Here is a 24,653-nt window from a genome sequence, read left to right as displayed (position 1 = left end):
AATAAATTTGAAAAGGGCTTTAACTTTTATTTTATCAAAATTTATTTTTTCATAATCTTCATAGTTTCTGTTTTTCCAGAATAAGACGTTACTTTCAATACATAATTTCCAGTTTGAAGGGAATTTAAATCTAAATCGGCTTTGTTTAAATTTGAAAATTTAGAAGAATATACTTGTCTTCCTAATAAGTCAAAAACTGCAGAATCTTTAATTAAGAATACTTCAGAATCTAAATGCAACATTCCATTTGTTGGATTTGGATAGGCAAACAGTTGTTTTTTTAAATCAAAGCTAGGGACTTTTAATGGAATTCCAGTAAATTTATAAATTCCTCCTGTAGTAGCGTTAGTATTTAAGCCTGCTGAAAACCCAAAAGAATTATTCAAAAAAGCTAATGTACCGTGTGAGACCCCATCAATAGTTGTCCAAGTCAAACCATCATCTAAGCTATAGGAAGAACCAAGTGGATTTGCTGACGCGGCAGAAATCACTGTCGAAGTACCTGGAATGTAAGCGATATCAGTATTATAAAGGCTACCTGTGATTGCCATTGGACTCCAATTTGCTCCTCCATCAGTTGTATTGAAAAGTTTAACGGGGTTATAAGTCATCAAAAGACCTTTGTTCGCATCCGAAAAAGTGAACCTGTCAAGTCCGAAATCTATACTGGGTGTAGGGTTAGTATTAACAGTCCAAGTTAGCCCTTTGTTATCAGATTTGAATATTCTACCCCTGTCAGTTCCAAACCAAATGGTGTTTTCTGAAACTGTATAAATATTTTCATAACCATATTCACTAACAGTATCTACTATAGGATCTGGAATATTTGCACCATTAACTCTTATCCAATTTGTTCCACCATCACTTGTTGTGTAAATTTCAAATTCTCCGTTTTCTGGATCGCCTCCTGCAACTCCATTATTGGCATCCCAGAAATAAACGAAGTTCGCATAGGATTCTGATAAATTACTAAATGCGGTTGATGTTTGTTTATTCCAAGTCGTTCCGCTATCTGTGGTTTTCCAAATACCACCTTCAGTAGTGAGGATATTAATAGGATACACAGATATCCATGCGGTTGTTGCTGAAACTGCCGTAATTGAAGAAATACCTAAATCCGATGGTGTAGCTACATTTAAATCTATTGGTGCAGCTGTCCAAGTTTCTCCTCCATCTGTGCTGCGTGTAAATCCTTTTATAGTATAATCCAATGTAGCACTATCATACTCCTGAGCCCAAATTACATTTGCATCTACGATAGATACACTGTATAAAGTTCTGCCAGAAGTTGCAAAACCTGTTGCTTTTTCATTCCAAAACTGGGCGTTTGCAATAAATGAACTAGCCAATAAAACGGAAAGTAATATTTTCTTCATAACTTTAGTTTTAAGATTTATCCCACGAAGATAAAAAAAAATGTCGATTTTTAAAATAATTATTTTACTTTTGAAATAAAAACTTATGAAGCTACTAATCAGAATTTTAATTACATCAGGTTTGGTTTTGCTTATTGCACACTTTATGACAAGTGTCAGTGTTGCTGATTTTACGACTGCTTTAATTGTTGCAGTTGTTTTGGGGTTGCTTAATTTATTTGTTAAGCCAATTTTAGTTATATTGACATTGCCTGCAACTATTTTAACTTTAGGGTTATTTTTATTTGTCATCAACGCAGTGATCATTTTATTATGTTCAAGGCTTGTGGATGGATTTAGGATAAATTCATTTTGGACCGCCTTAATTTTTAGTATAATTCTTTCTGTTTGTCAGTCAATTGTATATAAAATTATTGGAGACGATAAATGAAAAAGTATTACAATTGCAGTCAAATAATTGACTAAAATACAATAACTTAAAAACTTGTTTGGGTTGCAAAAATTTTATAATTTTGCAACCCAATTTTATTATGTAAATTAAAGAAGAAGATGGATATCAAAAGAGTAGCATTAGACGCAGTAAACGAAACAATTGTAATGACAGTTGTTGCTATGGATTATAAAGGTCAAGTAGCAAAAAGAATAAACGAAAAAATGCCATTGGCAACCGTAAAAGGATTCAGAAAAGGCGCAGTACCAAAAGATCTTGTTGAAAAACAATACGGGAAAGCTATAAAACAAGAAGAAGTAAAAAAAGTAGTTGATTTGGCTTTAGAGCGTTTTGTGCAATCCGAAAGATTAAATCTTCTTGGTACACCACTTGCTAAAATAAACGAAAATTTTTCTTGGGACGACGAAGAATTGGTTTTTGAATATGAAATAGGTTTAGTTCCAAGTTTTGAATTAGATTTGGACGCCAAAAACAACATTATAAAATATGTGGTTACTGCTGATGATAAAATGATTGAAGGCCAAATTGCCCGTATCCAAAAACAATTTGGGACTCCAATTCCTCAAGACGCTGTTGAAGCTGGATTTGATGTTTCCGGAACATTTTTTAATATTGAAAAAGGAATAAGCAATCCAACTACTTTTTCTTTAGACATTTTCAAAGACAAAAGCACTTCTGATAAATTTATTGGAAAAAAAGTTGGAGATGTTGTAACAGTTAATACAAAAGGATTGTTTGATGACGATCACAAATTGATGGATACGATGAAAGTGGCTCACGATCATGTTCACGGACTTGAAGTAGATGTAGATTTTACTATCGAAGGCATCAATTCAACAGAATTAGCCGAATTAAACCAAGAATTATTCGACAAACTTTTTGGTCCTGGAAAAGTAACTTCTCTTGAAGATTTGAAAGCCAATATCAAGGAAGGTGCTGAGAGTCAATTTGCTCAGCAAGCAGACCAAAAATTATTAAACGATGTAACTGAATTTTTAATCGAAAACACAAAATTCGATTTACCAGCTGAATTTCTTAAAAAATGGTTGCAAACTGTTGGTGAAAAACAACTTACGACAGCAGAAGCTGAAGTAGAATATACTAGATCAGAAAAAGGATTGCGATTTCAATTAATCGAAGGAAAAGCAATGGCACAAAGTGACATTAAAATCACTTTCGAAGATTTGAAATCTTTTACAACAAAATCTATCCGTCAGCAAATGGCACAATTCGGACAAACAAATCCTACTGATGAAGAAGTTCAGGGAATTGTTGCAAGAGTTTTGGCAAACCAAGAAGAAGTAAAAAGACTTTCTGATCAAGTTGTAGCCGAGAAATTATTAGACTTGTTTAAAGAAAAAGCGAATCCTACAACTAAAGAAGTTAATTATGACGAATTTATTACCGCATTTTACGGAGAATAAATTTTAGAAAAAATTAGTATCTTTGAGCGTCAAAAGAATTATTTTTTTGACGCTCTTTTTTTTAAAAGTTCTTATATTTAAAATTAAGACATATTGGCATCATTTGTAAAGAGGTATGACCTTTGATAAAATAACTATTCAGTATATTACATAAAACTTAGAACAAATAAATATGAACTACGGTAAAGAATTTAAAAAATTTGCTACAAAACACCAAGGTGTAAATGCAATGTACTACGACAAGATTGTAGCGGCAATGAATCCAACAAATATGACTCCTTATATTATTGAAGAACGCCAGTTGAACATTTCTCAATTAGACGTTTTTTCGAGATTAATGATGGACAGAATTATTTTTCTTGGAACAGGAATTGATGACCAAATTGCAAATATTGTTCAAGCACAATTGCTTTTTCTTGAAAGTGCAGATGCTTCAAAAGATATTCAAATTTACTTGAATTCTCCAGGAGGAAGCGTTTATGCAGGATTGGGAATTTATGACACAATGCAATATATCAAACCTGACGTGGCAACTATTTGCACCGGAATGGCCGCTTCAATGGGAGCCGTTTTATTATGTGCCGGAGCAGCAGGAAAACGTTCGGCATTACCTCATTCAAGAGTAATGATTCATCAGCCGTCGGGCGGAGCACAAGGTGTTGCGACTGATATGGAAATCAACCTTCGCGAAATGTTGAAATTAAAAGACGAATTATACCAAATTATTTCTCAGCACACAGGACAAACATTCGATAAAGTTCATAAAGATAGTGAACGCGATTATTGGATGATTGCTGACGAAGCAAAAGAATACGGAATGATTGATGAAGTGTTGAGAAGAAGTTAAATTAGATAACAGGTTTCAGATTTCAGACTGCAGTTTTTTGCAATCTGAAATCTGAAATCTAAAATCTGCAATCTAAAAAGATGGCAAAACCAAAATTAGAATGTTCATTCTGTGGAAGAAAAAAACCGGAAACCAATTTATTGATTGCCGGAATCGACGCACACATTTGTGATAAATGTATCGAGCAAGCCCACGGAATTGTATTAGAAGAATTAAAATCAAGCAGTAAGGCAAAGTTGCCAGCTGATTTGGTTTTGAAAAAACCAAAAGAAATCAGGGCTTTCCTTGATCAATACGTTATTGGTCAAGACCAAACCAAAAAAGTGATGGCTGTTGCGGTTTACAATCACTACAAACGTTTGATGCAACAAGAATTACACGACGATGTGGAGATTGAAAAAAGCAATATCATTATGGTGGGTCAAACCGGAACCGGAAAAACTTTGGTTGCAAAAACTATTGCCAGAATGCTTGACGTTCCCTTGGCAATTGTTGACGCAACAGTTTTGACAGAAGCTGGTTATGTGGGCGAAGATGTCGAAAGTATTTTGACACGTTTACTACAAGCTGCCGATTATGATCTTGCCAAAGCCGAAAGGGGAATCGTTTTCATTGACGAAATTGATAAAATTGCCCGCAAAAGCGACAATCCATCCATCACTCGTGATGTTTCTGGCGAAGGAGTGCAACAAGCATTATTGAAATTATTGGAAGGAACGGTGGTGAATGTTCCGCCAAAAGGAGGAAGAAAACATCCAGACCAAAAATTTGTTGAGGTAAATACCCAAAACATCTTATTTATTGCAGGAGGTGCTTTCGACGGAGTTGAAAAAATTATTTCTAAAAGATTAAATCGCCAAGCCGTTGGTTACAGCACATCAAGAAATGTTGATAATATTGACAAAGATAATTTGTTGCAATATATTATACCAAAAGACATCAAGGATTTTGGATTAATTCCAGAAATCATTGGTCGTTTGCCAGTGTTGACACATATGGATCCTTTGGACAGAGAAACTTTGAGAGCGATTTTGACCGAACCTAAAAATGCCTTGATTAAACAATACCAAAAACTGTTTTTGATGGATGAAGTAGTATTCAATATCACGGATGAGGCTTTGGATTTTATTGTCGAAAAAGCTTTGGAATATAAACTCGGAGCTCGTGGATTGCGTTCTTTATGCGAAGCCATCCTAACCGATGCAATGTATGAATTGCCAAGTTCTGATGATAAAATATTAGAAATTGATGTTGATTATGCAAAAGAAACACTTAATAGAAACTTATTGAAACGATTAGAAATCGCTTCGTAAATTAATTTTTACATAAATTAAAAAACTCCAATTACAATTTAAATGGAGTTTTTTTATGCTTTTATTAAAATATTAATGAACTCTTTTCTTTAATAATTTCCACAAAACAGGAGCGGTTGTCACAAAAACAATTCCAATCACAATATACTCTATATGGCTTTTTAAATCAATATTGAATTTTTCTAAAAATAAGGATGACAAATAATGTCCTGCAAAAATCATACTGAAAGACCAAAGTATGGAACCAACAATATTATTGAACATAAACTTCTTTTTATTCATTCCTGCAATTCCTGCAACTATAGGTGCAAAAGTTCTGAAAATGGGTAAAAACCGTGCAAAAACAATTGCTTTTCCGCCATATTTTTCGAAAAAATCTCGAGATTGTAAAAGGTATTTTTCCTTAAACCAAAATGTATCTTCCTTATTGTAGAGATAAGTACCTCCTTTAACTCCAAACCAATAACCAACCATATTGCCAAAAACACCTGCTAAAGAAACCAATGAGGACAATAAAACCACATTGATAAAATCGTTACCTACTGATATTTGCCGAGTCAATAACTCACTGTAAATCCCTGCTAAAAATAACAAGCTATCTCCTGGTAGAAAAAATCCTGCAAACAAACCTGTTTCGGCAAAAATTATAAAAAGAATAACTAGCAATCCCATTTTTACTCCACCAAATTCCATTAATATATAAAACTCGGGATTTATTAGTTGTGTCCAATCGAAATTATTCATAAAAATACTTTAAAAAAATTTTGGTTGTGAAAGTAATTATAATTTGGCGAAACTGCACTATAAAGGCTATGGATTTCAGGTTTTTTAATAAATATTTAATAAAAAAAAGGTTCTTGTACATTCTTTTTAAAGGTTGAACTCTTGCCCCATCAAAGGAATAACGCAATCAAAACCAAACTTTTCATTAATTTTTATGCTAAGTTCATCTAATGCTTCATTTTCTCCATGAACCAAAAATATTTTTTTCGGGGTGTTTTCCAATTCGGAAAGCCAGTTTAGTAAATCATTTTGATCTCCGTGAGCTGAAAGTGCTTCTATTTCCAGAATAGTAGCTTTTACTTCATAATATTTTCCGTAAACTTTAATTTCTTTAGCTCCTTCCAATAATTTTCTGCCTCGTGTTCCTTCGGCTTGATAGCCAATAATGATTACGGTGGTTTCAGGCAGCCCGATATATCGCTCTAAATAACTCAAAACCCTTCCGCCTGTAATCATTCCGCTGGCTGCAATTATCACTTTGGAGTTTTTATTATAAATTGTTTCTATGGTTTCCTGATAATCAGAAATCATTGTAAACATTTGGCACATTGCTACATATTCATATTCGGGTAATTTGTGCCAATTTCTATTATTTTCAAAAATATCCAACACTTTAATTCCCATTGGCGTGTCAATTATATAAGGAATATTAGGAATTTTACCTTCTGTTTTGAGTTGCCACAACAAATACATTATAGTTTGAGCGCGTTCTACAGCAAAACTCGGAATAATAATTGTTCCTCCTTTTTGAACCGTATTGTTGATGTACATTTCTAGTTCTGCCTTGGCATCAGTATTGGGATGAAGCCGATTTCCGTAGGTACTTTCCAAGAAAATATAATCGGCTTTCTTAGGTTTAGTTGGACGAAACATTAGTACATCATTGTCACGACCAATGTCGCCTGAAAAAACTAAAGTTTTATTTTCTAAAAATAATTCTACGCTGCAAGCACCAATAATGTGACCGGCATTCGAAAAAACAGCAGTAATTTCAGCATCCAAAATAATTTCCTCATTTGGTTTAACCACTCTAAAAAGAGGAGAAACTGCTTCAGCTTGTTTTACAGTATAAAGAGGTTCAGCAATTTCGTGTTTGGAATAATGTTCCTGATTGGCTTTAATTGCTTCTTCTTCCTGAATTTTTGCGCTATCCAAAAGAATCAATTTTGCTACATCTTTTGTGGGACTCGTGCAATAAATTTTGCCTTTGAATCCTTGATTTACTAATCTTGGTAACCAACCACAATGATCTAAATGTCCATGAGTAAGTAATACAAAATCTATTGTAGAAGGTAAAACAGGCAAAGGCTGCCAATTGAGTTCTCTCAAAGGTTTGATGCCTTGAAATTGTCCACAATCTATCAAAATCTTTAAACCATTGCTTTCAATTAATGTTTTTGAACCGGTTACTGTTCCTGCTCCACCAATGAATTTAATTTTCATAATTTCAATATTTTAAATTAATAAAAATCTAATTGTCACCCTGATCTTGTCGATGGGCTAAATATATTCACATAATTCTGATGCTTCTTTCAATACGTTTTTTATTCGATTAGAACTCAATCCAATTCTTTCCAAGCAATCTGAATTGTTTATTATTTCTTTTACCAAAATCACGTCTAATATTAATAATCTGTCTTTTTCGGCCAAAGATAAAGTGGTTAAACAGGTTACCGGATAAAGAAAATTATCGTCGTTTTTAGTTTTTAAATTATTGTTTTCGGGATAATTCCAACTTAACAAACTCAATCCTGAACATTTTGCAAAGGCAATTGCATCCGACGTAAATCGATTATTAGTGGCAATCCAGCATTTTGATATAGAATCTTTTTCCGAAAAAATGGCATGTCGCCTTTCTTTTAAATCATTAAATCGTGACAGAATATACATGGGGACTTTTACGTCAGAATTAGCATCTTTTCCAAGATGAAATTTGCATTCAATCATAGAAATGACATGGTCTTTTTTAATCAACACATCAATTTCGTGCGATACGCATTTGCCTTGTAGAACTAAATTCGTTTGGGTTACATAATGCTCAGCAGCGAAAAGACGAGCAATATATTTTTCGAAAAAAAAGCCTGCTGGACCTAATAATCGTATGGCTTCTTTTAAATTATATCTGGCGGCATGAGAATGAGATACTTTTTTTAATAGGCTAAAAGCCAACTTGTAGATTTGCTTAGTTGAAATTCCTTCGTAGATTTCCTTTTTAATAGTTTGTAAAATAGCTTCAACTATTGACTGGCTTGCTCCTGATTTCAAGAGTGATTGTTTGAGTTTTATTGGGTTAAAATCAACAATATCGCCAGAATGTTTTACAATTTTCATCTGTTATAATTTAACAATTGATAAAACTACTTGGGCTATTAAAGGTATAAAAAAAAACTTAGAAATTTTGGTTTTTGACACTGAAATGATTGAGAAATACAGTTTATTAGGATAAAATTATTTAAAGCAAACAGGAATGATTTCACCTTTGGCCAAACAATATTTCTCAACCAATTCAGGAGTGATTTTATTGGTGTAATCTTCTTCGACAACTGTAAATCCAATGCTTCGCAATTTATCAAAATAATCGCGACCATAAATGCGAACGTGATCGTATTGACCAAATATTTCGGCACGTTCTTTTTGGTCAGTGATGGAATCGTCGGCAAAAGTTATTTCTCTTTTCAAGTCCTGAGGAATTTGCAGAATTGCCATTCCACCTTTTTTCAAAACTCGGAATAATTCCTGCATCGCTTTGGTATCATCAGGAATGTGTTCCAATACGTGATTGCAAAAAATAATATCATAAGAATTGTCATCAAATGGTAAATTGCAAATATCAGCTTTCACATCTGCAAGAGGCGAAAACAAATCGGTTGTGGTGTAATCTATGTTTTTTTGATTTCGGAACAATTTATAAAATGCTTGTTCCGGTGCAAAATGAAGGACTTTTTTTCTTGCTGCAGAAGTAAAAAAATCGGTTTCGTTTTTCAAATATAACCACAATAAACGATGTCTTTCGAGCGAAAGTGTACTTGGCGAAAGCGCATTGTTTCTCTGTTTTCCGTATCCATAAGGCAAAAACATTCTAAAACTTTTTCCATCGATTGGATCCGTGAATGTATTTCCTTTCAAAGCCAAAGCAAGAACAGGACGTGCGGCATAACTCAGTCTAATTAATATTGGACGAGGAATGGTATTGAGTATTAATTTAAAAAGTTTTTTCAAAATAGTAAAATCGGTGTTTAAAGAACAAAAGGAATTTTTCTAAACTCGTCTTCCTCATTACTCACAATTCCTAACGCTTGATAAACATAAGCGAAAGTCGAAAGCAATTCTGGTTTTCCGTCAATTAGAGCTACATCGTGTTCAAAATGAGCACTTGGTTTTCCATCCGCAGTTAGGATTGTCCAGCCGTCTTTTAGCTGTTTTATATTTTTGGTTCCCAAATTAATCATAGGTTCAATAGCAACGACCATTCCTTCGACAAAAAGTTTTCCACGACCACATTTTCCGTAATTGGGCATTTCTGGATCTTCGTGCATTTTTTGGCCTACACCGTGTCCAACAAGTTCCCGAACTACTCCATACCCGTGACTTTCAGTATATTTTTGAATAGCGCTTCCAACATCCTCCACACGATTTCCAGCTTTAAATTCTCGGATTCCTACGTATAGAGATTCTTTGGTAACCTGTAATAATTTTTTGGTTTCCGGAGCAACCTCACCAATTTCGAAAGAATAGGCGTGATCTCCGTGATATCCGTTTTTATAAGCACCACAATCTACCGAAATCACATCGCCACTTTTTAAAGGGACCTTGTTCGGAATTCCGTGTACTACCTGAGCATTTGGACTCATACAAAGCGAGTTTGGAAAGCCATATAATCCAAGGAAACTTGGAACTGCTCCGTGGTCACGAATGAATTCTTCGGCTAATTTGTCTAAATATAAAGTGGTGACTCCTTCTTTTATTTCGGAAGCAATCATTCCTAATGTTTTCGAAACAATTAAGGCACTTTCGCGCATCAATTCTATTTCTTCACGTGTTTTTTGGATAATCATAATTCAATTTTCAGACGGCAAAAATACAACTTAAAAATTATTTAATTAGGATTAGCCATGATTTTATAAAGTTCCGAGTTGGAAGTATAAAAACGATTCTCTAAAGCAATTTGTGAAAGTTGAGCACTGACTAAATTATTTTCTCTGGTGTTGATTAAGAAAAGAGAGCTCTCCCCTAAAGTAAACAATCGCTCCTCAGATTGAAGCATTGTATCATAATCCGTAACTAATTTATTTATTAAATTTTGTTGTTTGGTCAAAGACTGGATTTCTATTTTTTGGGCGCTAATTTTGTTTGTCAATTGCACTTTTTCTAAATCACGTATAAATTCGGATTCCTGAATTTTATATTGCGCCAGCTTTAATCCGCCTCGTTCTTTCCTTAAAAACAAGGGAAAATAAAAATCGACTCCCACTTTGTAATTGTCAGAACTATTGGGCATTGTTGGATTTGGCTGAGCCAAATAAGAATATCCCACGTCAATTTTTGGCAACAGCATATTTGCTTTCATCTTTTTCTCGACGGTCAATAAATCAATTTTACTTTGTAAAGCTTCAATTTTGGGATGATTCATTACTGAAAATTCTGGATTGACTAATTCGCTAATATTCAAAGTTTCTTGAATAGTCTGACCCAATTTTTTCTCGGGGATAATAGCATCTGAAAGTTCTAATGGAATGTTGTTTTCTAACCAAAGAAAGTTTGATAATTCCAGTTTGGCTTTTGTTAATTTTAATTTTGAATCTTCAAGGGCCAACAACCTGTTTTTGACAACGATTCCTGCTTCAACGCTATCAATGGCTGGCTTGTCTCCTTGTTTTATTAAGGACTCAATGCCTTGATATCGCTTTTGCGCATTGGTGCTATAATTTTCATATAGCAAATACTCTTCGTAGTTTTTTTTCCAATTGAAATATGCTACAGAAGCATCGTATAAAACGGCTATGGCTTCTAGTTTTTGCTCCGCTTGACTTAATTTGACTTGGATTTTCGCCTTTTGCAAATCAGCCATTCGCTGATTGATAAGCAAACCTTGACCAAGAGGCACGCTAATTCCAAGTGAAGTTAAACCGTTGCTGGGTGTTTTGTTTTGTGGATTTAGATAATAGCCTTCGTTTTGATCAAATCCTGCTTTTATGTCGATTCCATACCAAGTGGGGATTTTAAAACTGCTGTTTAATATCGAATAATACTCTGTTCCTTGAAATTGCTTTTTGTTATAATCCAATTCTAATTTTGGGTCAAATCCGCCTCGAGCCATCATCAAATTAGCTTGTGCTTTACTGATTTCCAAATTAGCGTTTTTTACCAATGGATGGTATTTTTTTACAAAACCCAAATACTCATTGTAGCTCATTTCTTTGAGATTTAATGGTAGTTGTTCTTCATTATTGGTTTGACCATAAATAGCCGTTCCAAATAAGGTGAGTAATAAAAGAAGGTATTTCATTATTTCTTTTCTTTAGAAGGTTTCTCTTTTCCATTGTAATAATTAGGTGGAAAACCGTTAAGCGTTCTCCAAAATTCAAACCAAACCGGGACTGTATTTAGTAAGGCAATGGTTTGTGCGCCTGATCCTATACTTAATTGTTTTGGCCAAGGAGCTTCATTTTTGTCTGGTGCAATCAGTATTCTGAATTTTCCATTATCGCTGATGAAATTTTCTATTGCCACTACTTCACCACCAAAAGTACCATAAGACATATCAGGCCATCCTGAGAAAACAATTGTTGGCCATCCATCAAACCAAACTCTTACTTTTTCTCCTCTTTTAATTAAAGGTAAATCAATTGGGTCTACAAAAGATTCTACAGCAATATCATATTTAGAAGGCATAATCGTAGCAATGGGAGTTCCTTCTTTAATGTTTTCACCAATTCCCGATTGCAAAGTTCTATTGATGTAACCACTTTGCGGTGCTTTGATGTAATACATTCCATTACGAATACTATAATTAGCATATTGATTTTCGAGTTTGCTAACTTGAGCTTCGGTGTCGTATTGATTGCTCATCGCAGTGTATTGATCACTTTGTGCTTTGGAAGTTTTTTCAGAATACTCGGCAGTTATTCTGCTGATTTCAACTTCGGCATTGATGAATTCATTTTTACTAGTGTAAAATTTATTCTCTTGAGTGATGATTTTGGCTTCAACTTCTTGCAGTTTTAAGCGTTTTTCTTCTACATCAGACAAGGCTTTTAGCCCTTCTTTGTTTAATTGTAAAGAGCGATTGAATTGGGTATTGGCAATTTTCAATTGTGTTTTTACAGCTACGAGATCCATACTGTCACTTTTTATTTTCAAACTTGCTTGTTTAATTTTATTTTCGGCTTGTTTGAGTTTTAACCCTTTTTCTCTTTCGATAGCTTGCATTTGCACGGAAAGTGTTGCTACTTTTGATCCATATGATTCTAAGGACTGTTTTTTTGCATCTACTTGGTTTTTGGTGTTTTTAACCAAATTTGGATCCATATAATCTTCTTTTATCTCGGATATAAAGAGAATTGTATCTCCTTTTTTTACAAAATTTCCTTCTTGAACATACCATTTTTCTATTCGACCAGAAATAACAGATTGAATAGTTTGTGGTCTTTGATTGGGTTTTAATGTTGTTACTGCTCCTGAGCCTGAAATGTTTTGAGTCCAAGGCAAGAAAAGTGCTATAATCGCAAATATAGATACACATAGGATTATTCTATTCAAAATTTTATAATGAGGCCTATTGCTCAGATTCTTTACTGTAGAATATTTCTCAAGAACCTCATTGTTCAAATTATTTTTGTCGGATATATTTAGCATACTCTTATTTTTTAGTGTCAGATAATATGGTTCCTTTTTGCATTGTGATTTCTCTATTGCATTTAGTAAGCCAATGTGGGTTTTGGGAGGAGACAACTACCGTCCATTTGTTTTTGTCGGAAGTAATGAAGTCGATTATTTCATTGGCAACCTTGATATCCATTTTATCGGTTGGTTCTTCATAAAATAAAATGTTGGGTTTGTGGATAATGCTTCTAGCCAACAATATTTTTTGGGCATTTGAAGAAGATAATTCTTTTCCTTCAGGAAATATTTTTGTATCTAATCCTTTTGGTAGTGTTTTAATGAAACTAGTAAGTTGAACCCCATCAAGAGCCCATTTTAAATCTTCGGTACTAATGCTTTTATCGTTGAAAGTGATGTTTTCTAAAATAGTTCCTTCAAAAGTAGTTTCACCTTGAATAATGCTTCCTGTTCTAGAGCGGTATTGGTTAATATCTTTTTTTCTAAAAGTATCGTCATTAATGTAAAAATTGCCTGAGGATGGGTGTAACAAGCCAGAAAGCACTCGAATTAGAGTTGTTTTTCCGGAACCATTTTCTCCGTCAATTATGATTTTCTCTTCTGGATTTATTTTTAAATTAATGTTCTTTAAAATTCCAAACGTCGTTCCTGGGAACTGAAACTCCATATTTTCTGTTTCAATACTGATATTGGTATAACAATTTTTGTTCTCTGCTGCAACTTCTTCTTCCAGTTTCATATCAGTTACTTGACCTATTTTTTCCACTGCTGTCAATACATCATAGAAAGTTTCTAGTCCAAGAATAATTTTTTCAACCGAATTAATTACTAATAATATAATGATTTCTGCAGCGACAAATTGCCCAATATTCATTTGCTGATTCAACACTAAGTAACCGCCAATGATTAGTAAACTTGCCGTAATAATTACTTTAAAAATAATCAAATGGCTAAATTGTCTTTTGATTACATTAAAATGGTTTTCTCTACTGTATAAATATTCTTTTATATAACCATTATTTTTTTCTAAAGCAAAATCATAGTTAAGTTCATTTCTAAAACTAAAATTGTTTCGAGCAATTTCTTGTATCCAACTCGCGGTTTTGTATTTGTTTTTGGATTCTTTCAAGCTGGTTTCAATTCCTTTAGTATACGAAAATTTAAAAATAATATATAATAGAATCAACAATAAAATACCAAAAATAATAAAGAAGGGATGATAAAGAGATAATAAAACGACTCCAAAAACAATTTGCAAAATGGCAGCCGAGAAATCGACTAGTAATTTAGAAGTCCCTTTTTGAATGGTAAGTGTGTCAAAAAACCGATTGGCTAATTCTGGCGGATAATAGCCGTAAAGTTCTTTGAATTCAATTTTAGGTAATCGAGAGGCAAATTCGAAAGACGAACGTACAAACATTTTTTGTTGTAAGTTTTCAGTGATTCGCAATTGCATTAAAGACAAAATACCTACCAGTGCTACTCCAAAAACCACAAGAATTACCAATACAATCCAAGAAGCACTTACTCTACCGGATTGGATGAAATTCACAATGGCTTGAATCCCTAATGGTAAAGATAAACTCACGATTCCTGCAAAAATAGCATAGAAAAAAATTTGTGAAACATCTTTTTTGTCTAATTTTAAAAGATTTAATAGTCGTTTTAATGAATTCATATTTTATTTTTTAATAAATTTTCAATAATGTCGAAATAAAAAGCGGTTGGGCTTGTTGTCTGGTTACAGTCAGTAATAGATTTCATATGATCTTTAAGAAAGTGTTGATGCAAGGCTCCTTCAACAATACTTGACGCGAGGCTTTTGGCATATAAATATTCTGGGTTTACTTCTTTTATTATAGTTGTTAATCTATTGATTATTCGGATATATATAAAATAAAAACCTTCTTTATTTTCTTGGTCTACTTCTTTGGTGTGAAAAGTTTTAGTAAATTCTGCAATAATGATTTTATTTAAAATAGATTCGTTAATATGTAATGTTTTTTGATCATCTTCTACCTTTTCTGTGACTATTGAAATGGCTTTCTTTAGTTTTTCCCAAGAATCAGAATAATTAGATATGGCAAAAACTAATCGATATTCTATCCAACTCCAATACCAAGAGGATAAGTATACCAATAATTTATGCTTATTTTCGAAATAGCGATAGATGGAACTTTCATTTGAACCTATTTTTTCTCCTAATTTTTTAAATGTAAATTCTTCAAAGCCAATACTATCGATTAAAAGTATGCTCTCTTGAATAATTTTTTTGCCTAATGTAGAAGTTTCAGGGTCTTTTACATAGAGCTTTCCGTTTATTTGAATTTTGATGTTTGATAAAATTTGGTCCATTGATTAGTATAAATCTATTAATTGATTTTTTTTCTGCTTTCTATTTTTAAGAATTATAAACTAATTTTGAAACCAAAATTAATGTTTTCAGGGGTTTGTATTGTAGGAGCTATTTTATTGTATTTTAAATCCAAATATTGCAAATGATCCAACCCTTTAACTTCTTTTGGGATTTCTTTAAAACTATTTTGATTCAGGTACAAAAATTCTAGATTTTGCAGATTTTTAATTTCTGCAGGAAGTGAATTCAAATTGTCATTTTCAAGATGCAATGATCTTAAATTGGGAAGTTTTCCCAATAGTCCAAGCGTTTTGGGTAGATTGATGTTTTTCTCTTCATTTAAATACAATTCTTCTAAATTCGTAAGTTTATAAAAATCATCTGAAAGTTCTATAAAGTCATTTCCACTCAAATCAAGTACTTTTAACTTAGAAAGCATGGAAATCGATTCAGGGATTGATTTTAAATGATCATTCTTTAAATTTAAATATTCTAAGTTTTTAAAAACTAAAAAATTTTGATTTTCTAAATCAATATTTTGATTACTCAAATTCAATCGAACCACCAATTCTGGCTCTAATAATGCTTTTTTCAAGTCCGTGTATTCCTTGTTTTTTTCTTTACTTTCTATTTGAGCCAAACCAAATTGAGAAAATATTAAACTAAACAGAACTAATGAATATAGATTTTTCATAATTATAAAATTAAATTTTCAATATATTTATTGCAAATATAATAGTAATACTTTTAATAATGAAATATTAACTTTTATTTAATAAAAAAAAGCGATTCGAATGATTTGAAAAATGGATATTTAGGTTAATATATTTAATATATATTTCCCAAAAACCTTCATTAATTCAAATAGGCCCGTTAAGCCTGTTTTATAAACTTTCACAATAGATTCTTCAATAATTATTATGAATTTTCTTTGTTGGATGTATTCCAAAAAAGATGTACTGTTAAAACTCATTATTTAATAATTTGATTATGTATGAGTTTTATCATATTTTTTTAAAAAATTGCTTGTAACTTTATAGAAAATTATTTTTATGAGTAAATATGTAACTGCCGAGGAAGCTGTAAAAGTGGTAAAATCTGGTAATAGAATTTATCTTCAAGCTGCTGCTGCTGCGCCTACAATATTGGCAAACGCATTAACAGAAAGAGCATCTGAATTGAGAAACGTAGAAATGTGTCATTTGCATATTGAAGGAGAAGCACGTTATGCGAATCCGGAATTAGCCGAAAGCTTTCATGTCAATTCTTTTTTTATTGGCCCAAATATCAGACACACTTTGGCGGCAGGAAATGGTTCTTATACACCTGTTTTTTTGAGTGAATTGCCGTCTCTGTTTAGAAAAAAAGTTTTGCCTTTGGATGTTGCATTTATTCATGTTTCTCCACCTGATAGTCACGGATATTGTTCGCTTGGAGTTTCAGTAGAAGCAACATTGGCAGCAATTGAAAGCGCAAAAACAGTAATTGCACAAGTGAATCCGCAAATGCCAAGAACTTTTGGAGACGGATTTCTTCATATTTCCGAAATTGATTTTTTAGTTGAAGTTGATGCGCCAATATATACTCACGAAATGGGAAAATCTTCTCCATTAGAAGATAAAATTGGGAATTATATTGCTTCATTAATAGAAGATGAAAGCACTTTGCAAATGGGAATTGGCTCTATTCCAAATGCTGCTTTATCCAAATTATCCAATCATAAAAACTTGGGTTTGCACACCGAAATGTTTTCTGATGGCGTGATTGATTTAATAGAAAGCGACGTTATAAATGGTAATTTTAAAGGCGTGTCTAGAGGCAGGGCATTGGCTACTTTTTTAATTGGTTCCCAACGATTATATGATTTTGTTAATGACAATCCGTTTGTTGAAATGAGAGAGTCATCGTATGTAAATGATACAGCCAGAATTCGTAAAAACCCAAAAATGGTGGCGATTAATTCAGCAATCGAAGTTGATGTGACTGGTCAGGTTTGTGCAGATTCTATTGGGGCAAGAATGTACTCAGGCGTTGGAGGTCAAATGGATTTTATTCGGGGGGCTTCATTAAGTGATGGCGGGAAAGCAATTATAGCGCTGCCTTCTGTGACAAAAAATGGCGACAGCAGGATTGTTCCACATTTAAAACAAGGAGCAGGAGTTGTTACCACACGTTCTCATATTCAATACATTATTACGGAGAATGGGATTGCCGATTTGTACGGAAAAACACTGCGACAACGCGCAACGGAATTGGTTAAAATAGCTCATCCAAATCACCAGGAATGGATTGAGAGGGAATATTATAATTTGATAAATTGTAAGTAAAAAAAGAGTCCCGCAATTGCAGGACTCTTTATATAAATTCAAATATATTATTATAAAAGTGAATGTCTAGTCATTACTTCGGGTTTTTCAATTCCCATTAATTCCAAAATGGTTGGCGCCATATCACCCAAAACCCCATCGTGAATTTCCTTTAATTCCCCATCAACTAAAATAATAGGAACTGGATTTGTAGTATGTGCTGTGTTTGGAGTTCCATCAGGATTAATCATCGTTTCACAATTACCGTGATCGGCAATAATTAATGTTGTATAATCATTGGCCAAAGCCGCAGTAATCACTTTTTCGACACATTTATCAACGGCTTCACAAGCTTGTATTGCTGCACTCATAACGCCGGTATGTCCTACCATATCGCCATTGGCAAAATTTAGACAAACAAAATCAACTTCGCCTTTTTCAAGTTCTGGAACCAAAGCATCAGCTAGTTCATAAGCACTCATCTCAGGTTTTAAATCGTATGTGGCAACTTTAGGAGAGTTTTTCAGGATTCGGCTTTCGCCAATAAAAGGCAATTCTCTTCCACCCGAAAAGAAGAATGTCACGTGAGGATATTTTTCGGTTTCAGCAATTCTGATTTGTTTTTTGTTTGCTTTTTCCAAAACTTCACCCAGAGTTTCAGTTACGTTATCTTTGTTGTAAACAACTTTTACGTTCTCATAAGTTTCATCATAATTGGTCAACGTAACATAATACAAATTCAATTTGTGCATATTTTGCTCGTGGAAATCTTGTTGCGATAAGACTTCAGTAAGTTCGCGACCTCTATCTGTTCTGAAATTGAAGAAAATAACAACATCATTTTCTTTAATCGTGGCTAATGGTTTTTCATTTTCATCAACCACAACAATTGGGTTAATAAATTCATCGGTCACGTTGTTTTCGTAGCTTTCTTCAATGCTTTTTATCGCATTTTTAGAATGTGTTCCTGTTCCGTTTACCAACAAATCATAAGCTATTTTTACTCTTTCCCAGCGTTTATCACGATCCATTGCGTAATATCTTCCAACAACTGAAGCAATTTTAACCGAAGTTTTTGCGATATAGTTTTCTAAGTTTTGGATGTAAGTTGCGCCAGATTTTGGATCCACATCACGTCCATCAGTGAAAGCGTGAACAAAGACTTTTTGCAATCCGAAATCCTGTGTAGCATCAATTAAACCTCGTAAATGTGAAGTATGAGAATGAACACCACCATCAGAAACTAATCCAAGAAGATGAATATTAACATTTTTGTCTTTTGCATATTGGAACGCATCAACAAGTACTGGTTCAGTGTTTAATGTTTTGTTTTCAACGGCAAGATTTAATTTTGCCAAATCTTGGTAAATAATTCTACCGGCACCAAGATTCATATGTCCTACTTCGGAATTTCCCATTTGACCTTCAGGCAAACCTACATTTAAACCATCGGTTCGAAGCTGTGCTACGGGATATTTTTTATATAAACTTTTGATGAAAGGAATATTAGCATTGTCAATTGCGGAGACTTTAGGATCAGGAGAATTTCCCCAACCGTCTAGAATCATAAGGATTACTTTTTTGTTCATTGTGATTTATTTTTTGCAAAGATAAAGCTTTCCAAAAAAATATAAGTACGTCAAAACTACTATTATATATAAAAATGAGAAGTACAACAAATACTTTAAAATGTGTTGTAAAATGTATTTTTTTATACCATAAATGCAATAAATAATCTCCGAAAACCTTGTAGAACAAATTTGATTTTTGAATAATATTTTGTAAAATATAAAGGAAATAAATGGCTAGAAGCTAATTTTAGATTTCTAATTTTTTTAGAATATTTTTTTCACTTGATTGTAATCAATAAAATATTTTACACTAATGGATATTATATGGTTTAAGTCTTTATTATTAAGTAAACTAGTATAATTGTTGCCAAAATCTTTATTGATTAAATTGTCATATTTTGCAGCATTACTTCGATATAAAATGGTCATTTGACTTCCTGGAGCAAACCACCAATTGTATGATACATCCAAATTCCAAGTAATCAGGTTTTGATTTTTGTTTTCTGTATAGTCATTATAAGGGCTAAGCCTTCCATCATCTCCTAGTTTAAGAAAATTTTTGTTTTCAGTATATGACCAATAATAACGTGCGGAAAGATCAAAATTCATTTTACTATTTATTGAATATTTTCCATTGAGAGTATTTGTATACGTGACTACATTTCTACTGGCATAAATAATAGTGTTTGGCGTAACACTATTGTTGTCCTCATTTATGCTATCTGTATAGCCTTTATTGTTATTTTGTTTAAAAAAATTAAAAGTATAACTCAATGCTAAATGATCATCGAAGCGATATCTTGGACTGAAATCTACTCCAATTGACTTTCTTCCTGGCTCATTTAAAATGGCAAAAGAAGGATTAATGTCAAAGGCAAATTTATTATTGTAATTAGATGAAATTGAGCACCAACCTCCAAATCTTGTCGGGTCAATACTGTAACGACCTTCTGTTCTTGGTTCGTAGTAATTATAATTTTCCATTGGACGATATTGAAGTCCAAAACCGACATAATGATTCTTTTTGGTAGTTGAATTAACGTTTAAATTGATCTGATTACCCTGCACTGTGCCTGTTTCTTTTTGAATCTGAGTAAAGGCATTGATGTTGGTATTAAAAGAGTTGAAAATTTTCGTTGGATTTAGAATACGGTAGCTAGTGTTACCGTAAAAACTATAAAAGTTGGTTTCAAAATTAATTCCTAAATCGTTGCTGTCAAAATCTTTTGAAACCATATTGGCTCCTATATTATAACGGTATTTTCCACTCTTTTCATAAAAATCCAAAGTGGTATTTATTCCATTTTTTTTGTTAATAATATCATTTACATAACTGTACTCGAAATTTCCGGATAGATTGTAAGTGTTTTTAGAAGTATTTAAATCCCAAACTAATGCTGATACATTTCCGTCTCTAAAGGAGCCATTTCTTGTGACATTTGTATTTAAAAATGAAATTGAAGAGTTTTTGTGAAAACGTTGGTCAAAAACAATGATGTTGTAGTTGGTCAATGGCTCAATTAAAACTGCAGTTGTTTCTTGAGTATCGGTATTTTTAATAGTGGCATACGTTTTTTTTGTTACAGCATTTAGATATCCAATACCTAAACCGCCTTTTGTTCTACCTGAAATTTTGGTCGCATTGTATAATTCTACACTGTTAGGACTTTCGATTACTTCTTCATTTGGTTTTGCCTCAGGGTGATAGGAAGGGGGTCCTCCAATTCTCCTAGAATAAAAAAGGTTTCCTTTGCTGAATAAATCTGTACCTTCTGTAAAAAAACCTCTATTTTCATTAAATTGTTGTTCAAATGGACTTAAATTTAAAATGCGATCATCGTATTTAGTTTGACCAAAATCCGGAATAAGCATGGCATCTAGCGTAAAAGCATCGTTTATTCCGTATTTGATATCCAAGCCACCTTTCAATTCACCATAGGTTTTTTGACCAGCATTGGCATAAGTATAAAAAGATCCATAAGGTAAAAAGAAAAGACGGGTAGGGGTTTTAATGTTTTCAATTCCTTCTAGGGTTCCATTTTGTTGGGTAAATGTTCCAATTTTCGAATCAATATAATTCCAGGAATATTTTTCTCGATCTCTACGTATTTCTCTGAAAAAATTGACTCCCCAGGTTTGTATTTTTTCACTTGAGAAACGCAAAGCAGCATATGGAATTCTCATTTCTACAGCCCAACCAAATTCGGTGATTACGGCTTTACTCTCCCAAACAGCATCCCACGAATAATCCTCCCCATTAGTGTCTGTTGCTAAACAATCAGCTTGGCCATCTGCTGCATTTACGAAAAACTGAAAATTTTGTTGACCGTCATTATAACCATTAATAAACACCCCGAAAAAATCAGATGTTCCAAATTCATCTCTTCTGTTAATTTCTTTTAAGATTTTGTCGGGTTCATTATCATAAAGTAATGCTCCAATGTAAATGGCTTCGTTGTCGTAAAGTACACGAACTTCTGTTCTTTTGTTTTTGGCAACAACTTTGCCATTATCCGGTTGAAACATTATAAAATCTGTTGCAATAGGAACCGATTGCCAAATGGTTTCATCAAGTTTGCCGTCTAAAGTAATCTTTTCGAAAGTGAATTTTGTTTGTAATGATTTCTTCTGTCCGTACCCTAAAGTAAAAAATAAAAGAAAATAAAAGAAATAATGCTTTTTCATGAAAAAGATGGTTTGTTTATTCAAAACTTTAAAAATCTATTTTCTATGGAGAAAAACAAAATTTAAAAATGTTTGTAGAATGAATAGACTATCTAATTGTTGTAATGTTACAGTTTAGAAGGGAAAAATTAAAACTTATTTTTCACTACATTGTAATCAATGTAATAGCGAATACTAACCGATAAAATATTAGTCTGATTGGTATTAAAAAGATTGGTAAGGTTTGATCCAACGTTTGTTTCAACAAGGTTTGTACTTTCTTGAGCATAATTTCGATATAAAACTGAGATTTCGCTTCCAGGCGCAAACCACCAAGAATATGAGAAATCTAAATTCCAGGAGTTGAAATTCCTGTTTTTATTTTCAGAATAATTGGGATTAGGCATTAAATGACCATCGTCTTGAAGGGTAAAAAATTGGTGATTATCAGCATATGACCAGTAATAACGTGCTATAAGATTAAAAGTCATCTTATTAGTTATTGAATATTTACCAGTAAAATAGTGATCAACTATTTCTCGATTGCGCTCGCCAAAAATAATATCAGTATTGTCAAAACCAACCCATCCTCTGTCATTTACCTTGCGGGTATATTGGAAATTGTAAGACAAAGAGAATTTATCGTTGAATCTGTATTTAATTCCACCAAACAATTTATAAGTATTTCTGTTCTCTTCATCAAATTTTTCAGTGGTAACCTCTACTTCATAATGAAATGGCCTGTTGTCGTTAGAATAAAACTGAGCATAACCTATTATGCTTTTAGGAATATAAACATATCTGCCATAAACCCGTGGCTCATAAAAATTGTACCGATCGATGGGATTGACCTGAAATAAACCTTCAAGATAATGATTTTTTAATGTTGTAGCAGTTATTATGGCTTGATACCAACCTTCTTGAGTTTTTTCAGTGGTATTTTGTATTTCAATATTTATGTTTTGTGATGCTTTGAAAGAGTTAAAAACCTTTGTAGGATTTATTATTCTATAGCTCATCTCCGCATAGCCAGCATGATAATTATTTACAAAAATGATTCCTAAATCATTTATATCGTAGTTTTCTGATATATACCCCCCTTTAAACAAATACCTGTATTTTCCACTAGTTTTGGCAAAGTTTAATTGTGTTTTGAAACCATCGTAATCTTCTAATTCGTTGATGGAACTGTATTTAAAATCGCCAGATAGTTTATAAGTGTTTGATTTTGTATTCAAATCGAATAATAAAGCCGAAACATTGGCGTCACGAAAACCTCCATTTCGAACCGTATTTGTATTCACAAACGAAACCGACGAATTTTGATTAAAACGCTGGTCGAAAACCAAAACATTGTAATTAACCAAAGGCTCAACAACTTCTTTTCGGGTTACTCCCGAAATAGTATCTCGAATTGTAGTATATGTTTTTTCGGTGATGGCATTCAAAAAACCAATCCCAAGCCCTTTTTCTGTCCGACCGGATACTTTTACTGCATTTAACAAATCAGTAGAACTTGGATATTCTATAACTTCTTCATTAACTCCAGTTGTAGGTTCAGTCGTTGGTGCACCGCCAATTCTTCTGGAATAAAATAAGTTTCCTTTTGAAAACAGATCAGTTGCTTCGGTGAAAAAAGCTCTATTTTCGTCAAATTGTTGTTCGAAAGGTTCAAGGTTAAGAATGGCGTTGTCAAATTTTGTTTGACCAAAATCCGGAACTAATATTGCATCAAGTGTAAACGCATCATTTATTCCGTATTTAATATCCATACCAGCCTTTAATGTTTTATCAGAAGTATAATCGTCTTGTTGATAATATGCAGAAGTATATGGAATTAAAAAAAGACGAGTAGGTGTTTTTATGTTCTCGATTCCTTCCAGAATTCCTGCTTGGTTAATGATTGACGCTATTTTAGTATCAACAAAATTCCAAGTATAACTTTGATCTTGGGCATCACGTTTTATAACTCGCTTAAAATTTAAACCCCAAGTTTGTTTAGAAGCTTTAGAAAACCGAAGCGCTGCATAAGGAATTTTCATTTCGACGACCCATCCAAAATTCGTTATTTTCACTTCACTATCCCAAATTGCGTCCCAATTATAATCTTCAAGGTCTTCAGTTGCTAAACAATCCATTTGAACTCCTGCGGTACTGACATAAAATCTAAAATCTTGTTGCCCGTCATTGTACCCATTGATGGAAATTGAAAAATGGTCAGAAACCCCAAAAACATCACGATTCGTTAACTCTCTAGAAATTTTATTGGGTTCATCATCATATAAAATGGCAGAAATGTAGACTGCATTATTATCATAAAGGACTTTTACCTCCGTTTTTTTATTTTCACTAATAGGTTTTCCATTATCTGGCTGATACATAATAAAATCAGTCGCAATTGGAGCGGATTTCCAAGCTTCCTCATTAATTTTTCCGTCAATAATAATGCTTTCTATAGTAGATTTTGCCTGAAGTGTCTTTTTTTGGCTGTACAGGCTAAAATTTATAAAAACCAAAAAAAGTAGAATTGAAGAATAAAACTTCGGCATATATTATGATTATGTTTAAGCAAAAATAATATAATTAACACAAAAAGCAAACAAATTGTGATTTTTAACTTCTTATAATGAGTCTAAAATAGCCTTAAATCATATTTTTTTCTTAATTTTTTTTAAGAAGTACATTTCTGTTGTATATTTGCCGTCCTAAGTCTAATGTCTAA

19 protein-coding genes are annotated in these 24,653 nt (G+C 32.8%); 5 read left to right on the top strand and 14 right to left on the bottom strand.

Features of this window, described 5'->3' with window-relative positions; genetic code table 11:
• Positions 1-41: 41 nt before the first annotated feature.
• Positions 42-1,376: a T9SS type A sorting domain-containing protein gene (locus ACH2BV_RS02665; protein ID WP_395049107.1), complete on the bottom strand. Its 1,335-nt coding sequence runs from the start codon at positions 1,374-1,376 to the stop codon at positions 42-44.
• An 85-nt stretch (positions 1,377-1,461) separates the two neighbouring features.
• Between ACH2BV_RS02665 and ACH2BV_RS02660 the strand changes: the two genes are divergently transcribed.
• From ACH2BV_RS02660 to clpX, 4 genes are all read left to right on the top strand, one after another.
• Entirely contained in the window at positions 1,462-1,806 is a 345-nt protein-coding gene (locus ACH2BV_RS02660) for a phage holin family protein (protein WP_395049105.1), read from the top strand.
• Positions 1,807-1,925: 119 nt separating this feature from the next.
• Positions 1,926-3,251: a trigger factor gene (locus tag ACH2BV_RS02655; protein WP_395049104.1), complete on the top strand. Its 1,326-nt coding sequence runs from the start codon at positions 1,926-1,928 to the stop codon at positions 3,249-3,251.
• 172 nt (positions 3,252-3,423) lie between these two features.
• Positions 3,424-4,098 (top strand): ATP-dependent Clp endopeptidase proteolytic subunit ClpP, encoded by a 675-nt coding sequence (gene clpP / locus ACH2BV_RS02650; RefSeq protein ID WP_395049103.1) that lies wholly within the window; start codon positions 3,424-3,426, stop codon positions 4,096-4,098.
• An 80-nt stretch (positions 4,099-4,178) separates the two neighbouring features.
• The gene (clpX, locus tag ACH2BV_RS02645; protein ID WP_395049102.1) at positions 4,179-5,411 is read left to right on the top strand and encodes an ATP-dependent Clp protease ATP-binding subunit ClpX; all 1,233 of its coding nucleotides are present in this window, start codon (positions 4,179-4,181) and stop codon (positions 5,409-5,411) included.
• 72 nt (positions 5,412-5,483) lie between these two features.
• On the opposite strand, the gene ACH2BV_RS02640 is transcribed toward clpX, so the two are convergent.
• The 10 genes from ACH2BV_RS02640 to ACH2BV_RS02595 form a co-directional block, all read right to left on the bottom strand.
• Entirely contained in the window at positions 5,484-6,155 is a 672-nt protein-coding gene (locus ACH2BV_RS02640) for a DedA family protein (RefSeq protein ID WP_395049101.1), read from the bottom strand.
• 126 nt (positions 6,156-6,281) lie between these two features.
• Positions 6,282-7,637, bottom strand: coding sequence for an MBL fold metallo-hydrolase RNA specificity domain-containing protein (locus ACH2BV_RS02635; RefSeq protein ID WP_395049100.1), 1,356 nt, complete (start codon positions 7,635-7,637; stop codon positions 6,282-6,284).
• 57 nt (positions 7,638-7,694) lie between these two features.
• Positions 7,695-8,525, bottom strand: a complete 831-nt coding sequence (locus tag ACH2BV_RS02630; protein ID WP_395049099.1) for an ATP cone domain-containing protein — start codon at positions 8,523-8,525, stop codon at positions 7,695-7,697.
• 117 nt (positions 8,526-8,642) lie between these two features.
• Positions 8,643-9,413, bottom strand: coding sequence for a class I SAM-dependent methyltransferase (locus ACH2BV_RS02625; protein ID WP_395049097.1), 771 nt, complete (start codon positions 9,411-9,413; stop codon positions 8,643-8,645).
• Between the two features lie 17 nt (positions 9,414-9,430).
• A complete protein-coding gene (map, locus tag ACH2BV_RS02620; RefSeq protein ID WP_395049095.1) occupies positions 9,431-10,249 on the bottom strand; it encodes a type I methionyl aminopeptidase in 819 nt (272 codons plus the stop codon).
• Between the two features lie 41 nt (positions 10,250-10,290).
• A complete protein-coding gene (locus ACH2BV_RS02615) occupies positions 10,291-11,700 on the bottom strand; it encodes a TolC family protein (protein ID WP_395049094.1) in 1,410 nt (469 codons plus the stop codon).
• Positions 11,700-13,049, bottom strand: a complete 1,350-nt coding sequence (locus tag ACH2BV_RS02610; protein ID WP_395049092.1) for an HlyD family secretion protein — start codon at positions 13,047-13,049, stop codon at positions 11,700-11,702. The genes ACH2BV_RS02615 and ACH2BV_RS02610 overlap by 1 nt, the downstream gene beginning before the upstream one ends.
• A gap of 4 nt (positions 13,050-13,053) precedes the next feature.
• Positions 13,054-14,712 carry a peptidase domain-containing ABC transporter gene (locus ACH2BV_RS02605; protein WP_395049089.1) on the bottom strand — a complete coding sequence of 553 codons (1,659 nt, stop codon included), beginning with the start codon at positions 14,710-14,712 and terminating at the stop codon, positions 13,054-13,056.
• Positions 14,709-15,389, bottom strand: coding sequence for a TetR/AcrR family transcriptional regulator (locus ACH2BV_RS02600; protein WP_395049087.1), 681 nt, complete (start codon positions 15,387-15,389; stop codon positions 14,709-14,711). Before ACH2BV_RS02600 ends, ACH2BV_RS02605 begins: the two co-directional genes overlap by 4 nt.
• Before the next feature lie 53 nt (positions 15,390-15,442).
• Positions 15,443-16,084, bottom strand: a complete 642-nt coding sequence (locus ACH2BV_RS02595) for a leucine-rich repeat domain-containing protein (RefSeq protein ID WP_395049085.1) — start codon at positions 16,082-16,084, stop codon at positions 15,443-15,445.
• 358 nt (positions 16,085-16,442) lie between these two features.
• On the opposite strand from ACH2BV_RS02595, the gene ACH2BV_RS02590 reads away from it, so the two are divergent.
• Complete coding sequence (locus tag ACH2BV_RS02590) at positions 16,443-17,717, top strand: acetyl-CoA hydrolase/transferase family protein (protein WP_395049083.1); 1,275 nt, start codon at positions 16,443-16,445, stop codon at positions 17,715-17,717.
• Between the two features lie 50 nt (positions 17,718-17,767).
• Here the strand turns inward: ACH2BV_RS02590 and gpmI are convergent, their stop codons facing one another.
• The 3 genes from gpmI to ACH2BV_RS02575 all read right to left on the bottom strand — a co-directional run bounded on the left by gpmI (position 17,768) and on the right by ACH2BV_RS02575 (position 24,480).
• Positions 17,768-19,285: a 2,3-bisphosphoglycerate-independent phosphoglycerate mutase gene (gene gpmI / locus ACH2BV_RS02585; RefSeq protein ID WP_395049081.1), complete on the bottom strand. Its 1,518-nt coding sequence runs from the start codon at positions 19,283-19,285 to the stop codon at positions 17,768-17,770.
• Positions 19,286-19,531: 246 nt separating this feature from the next.
• The gene (locus ACH2BV_RS02580; protein ID WP_395049080.1) at positions 19,532-21,952 is read right to left on the bottom strand and encodes a DUF5916 domain-containing protein; all 2,421 of its coding nucleotides are present in this window, start codon (positions 21,950-21,952) and stop codon (positions 19,532-19,534) included.
• A 128-nt stretch (positions 21,953-22,080) separates the two neighbouring features.
• Positions 22,081-24,480 (bottom strand): DUF5916 domain-containing protein, encoded by a 2,400-nt coding sequence (locus tag ACH2BV_RS02575; RefSeq protein WP_395049078.1) that lies wholly within the window; start codon positions 24,478-24,480, stop codon positions 22,081-22,083.
• Positions 24,481-24,653: the final 173 nt, after the last annotated feature.

This window comes from Flavobacterium sp. (genome assembly GCF_043780635.1).
Lineage (GTDB): Bacteria > Bacteroidota > Bacteroidia > Flavobacteriales > Flavobacteriaceae > Flavobacterium.
Note: the sequence above shows the minus strand (reverse complement) of the source record. Positions and strands in the feature narration are given on the sequence as shown.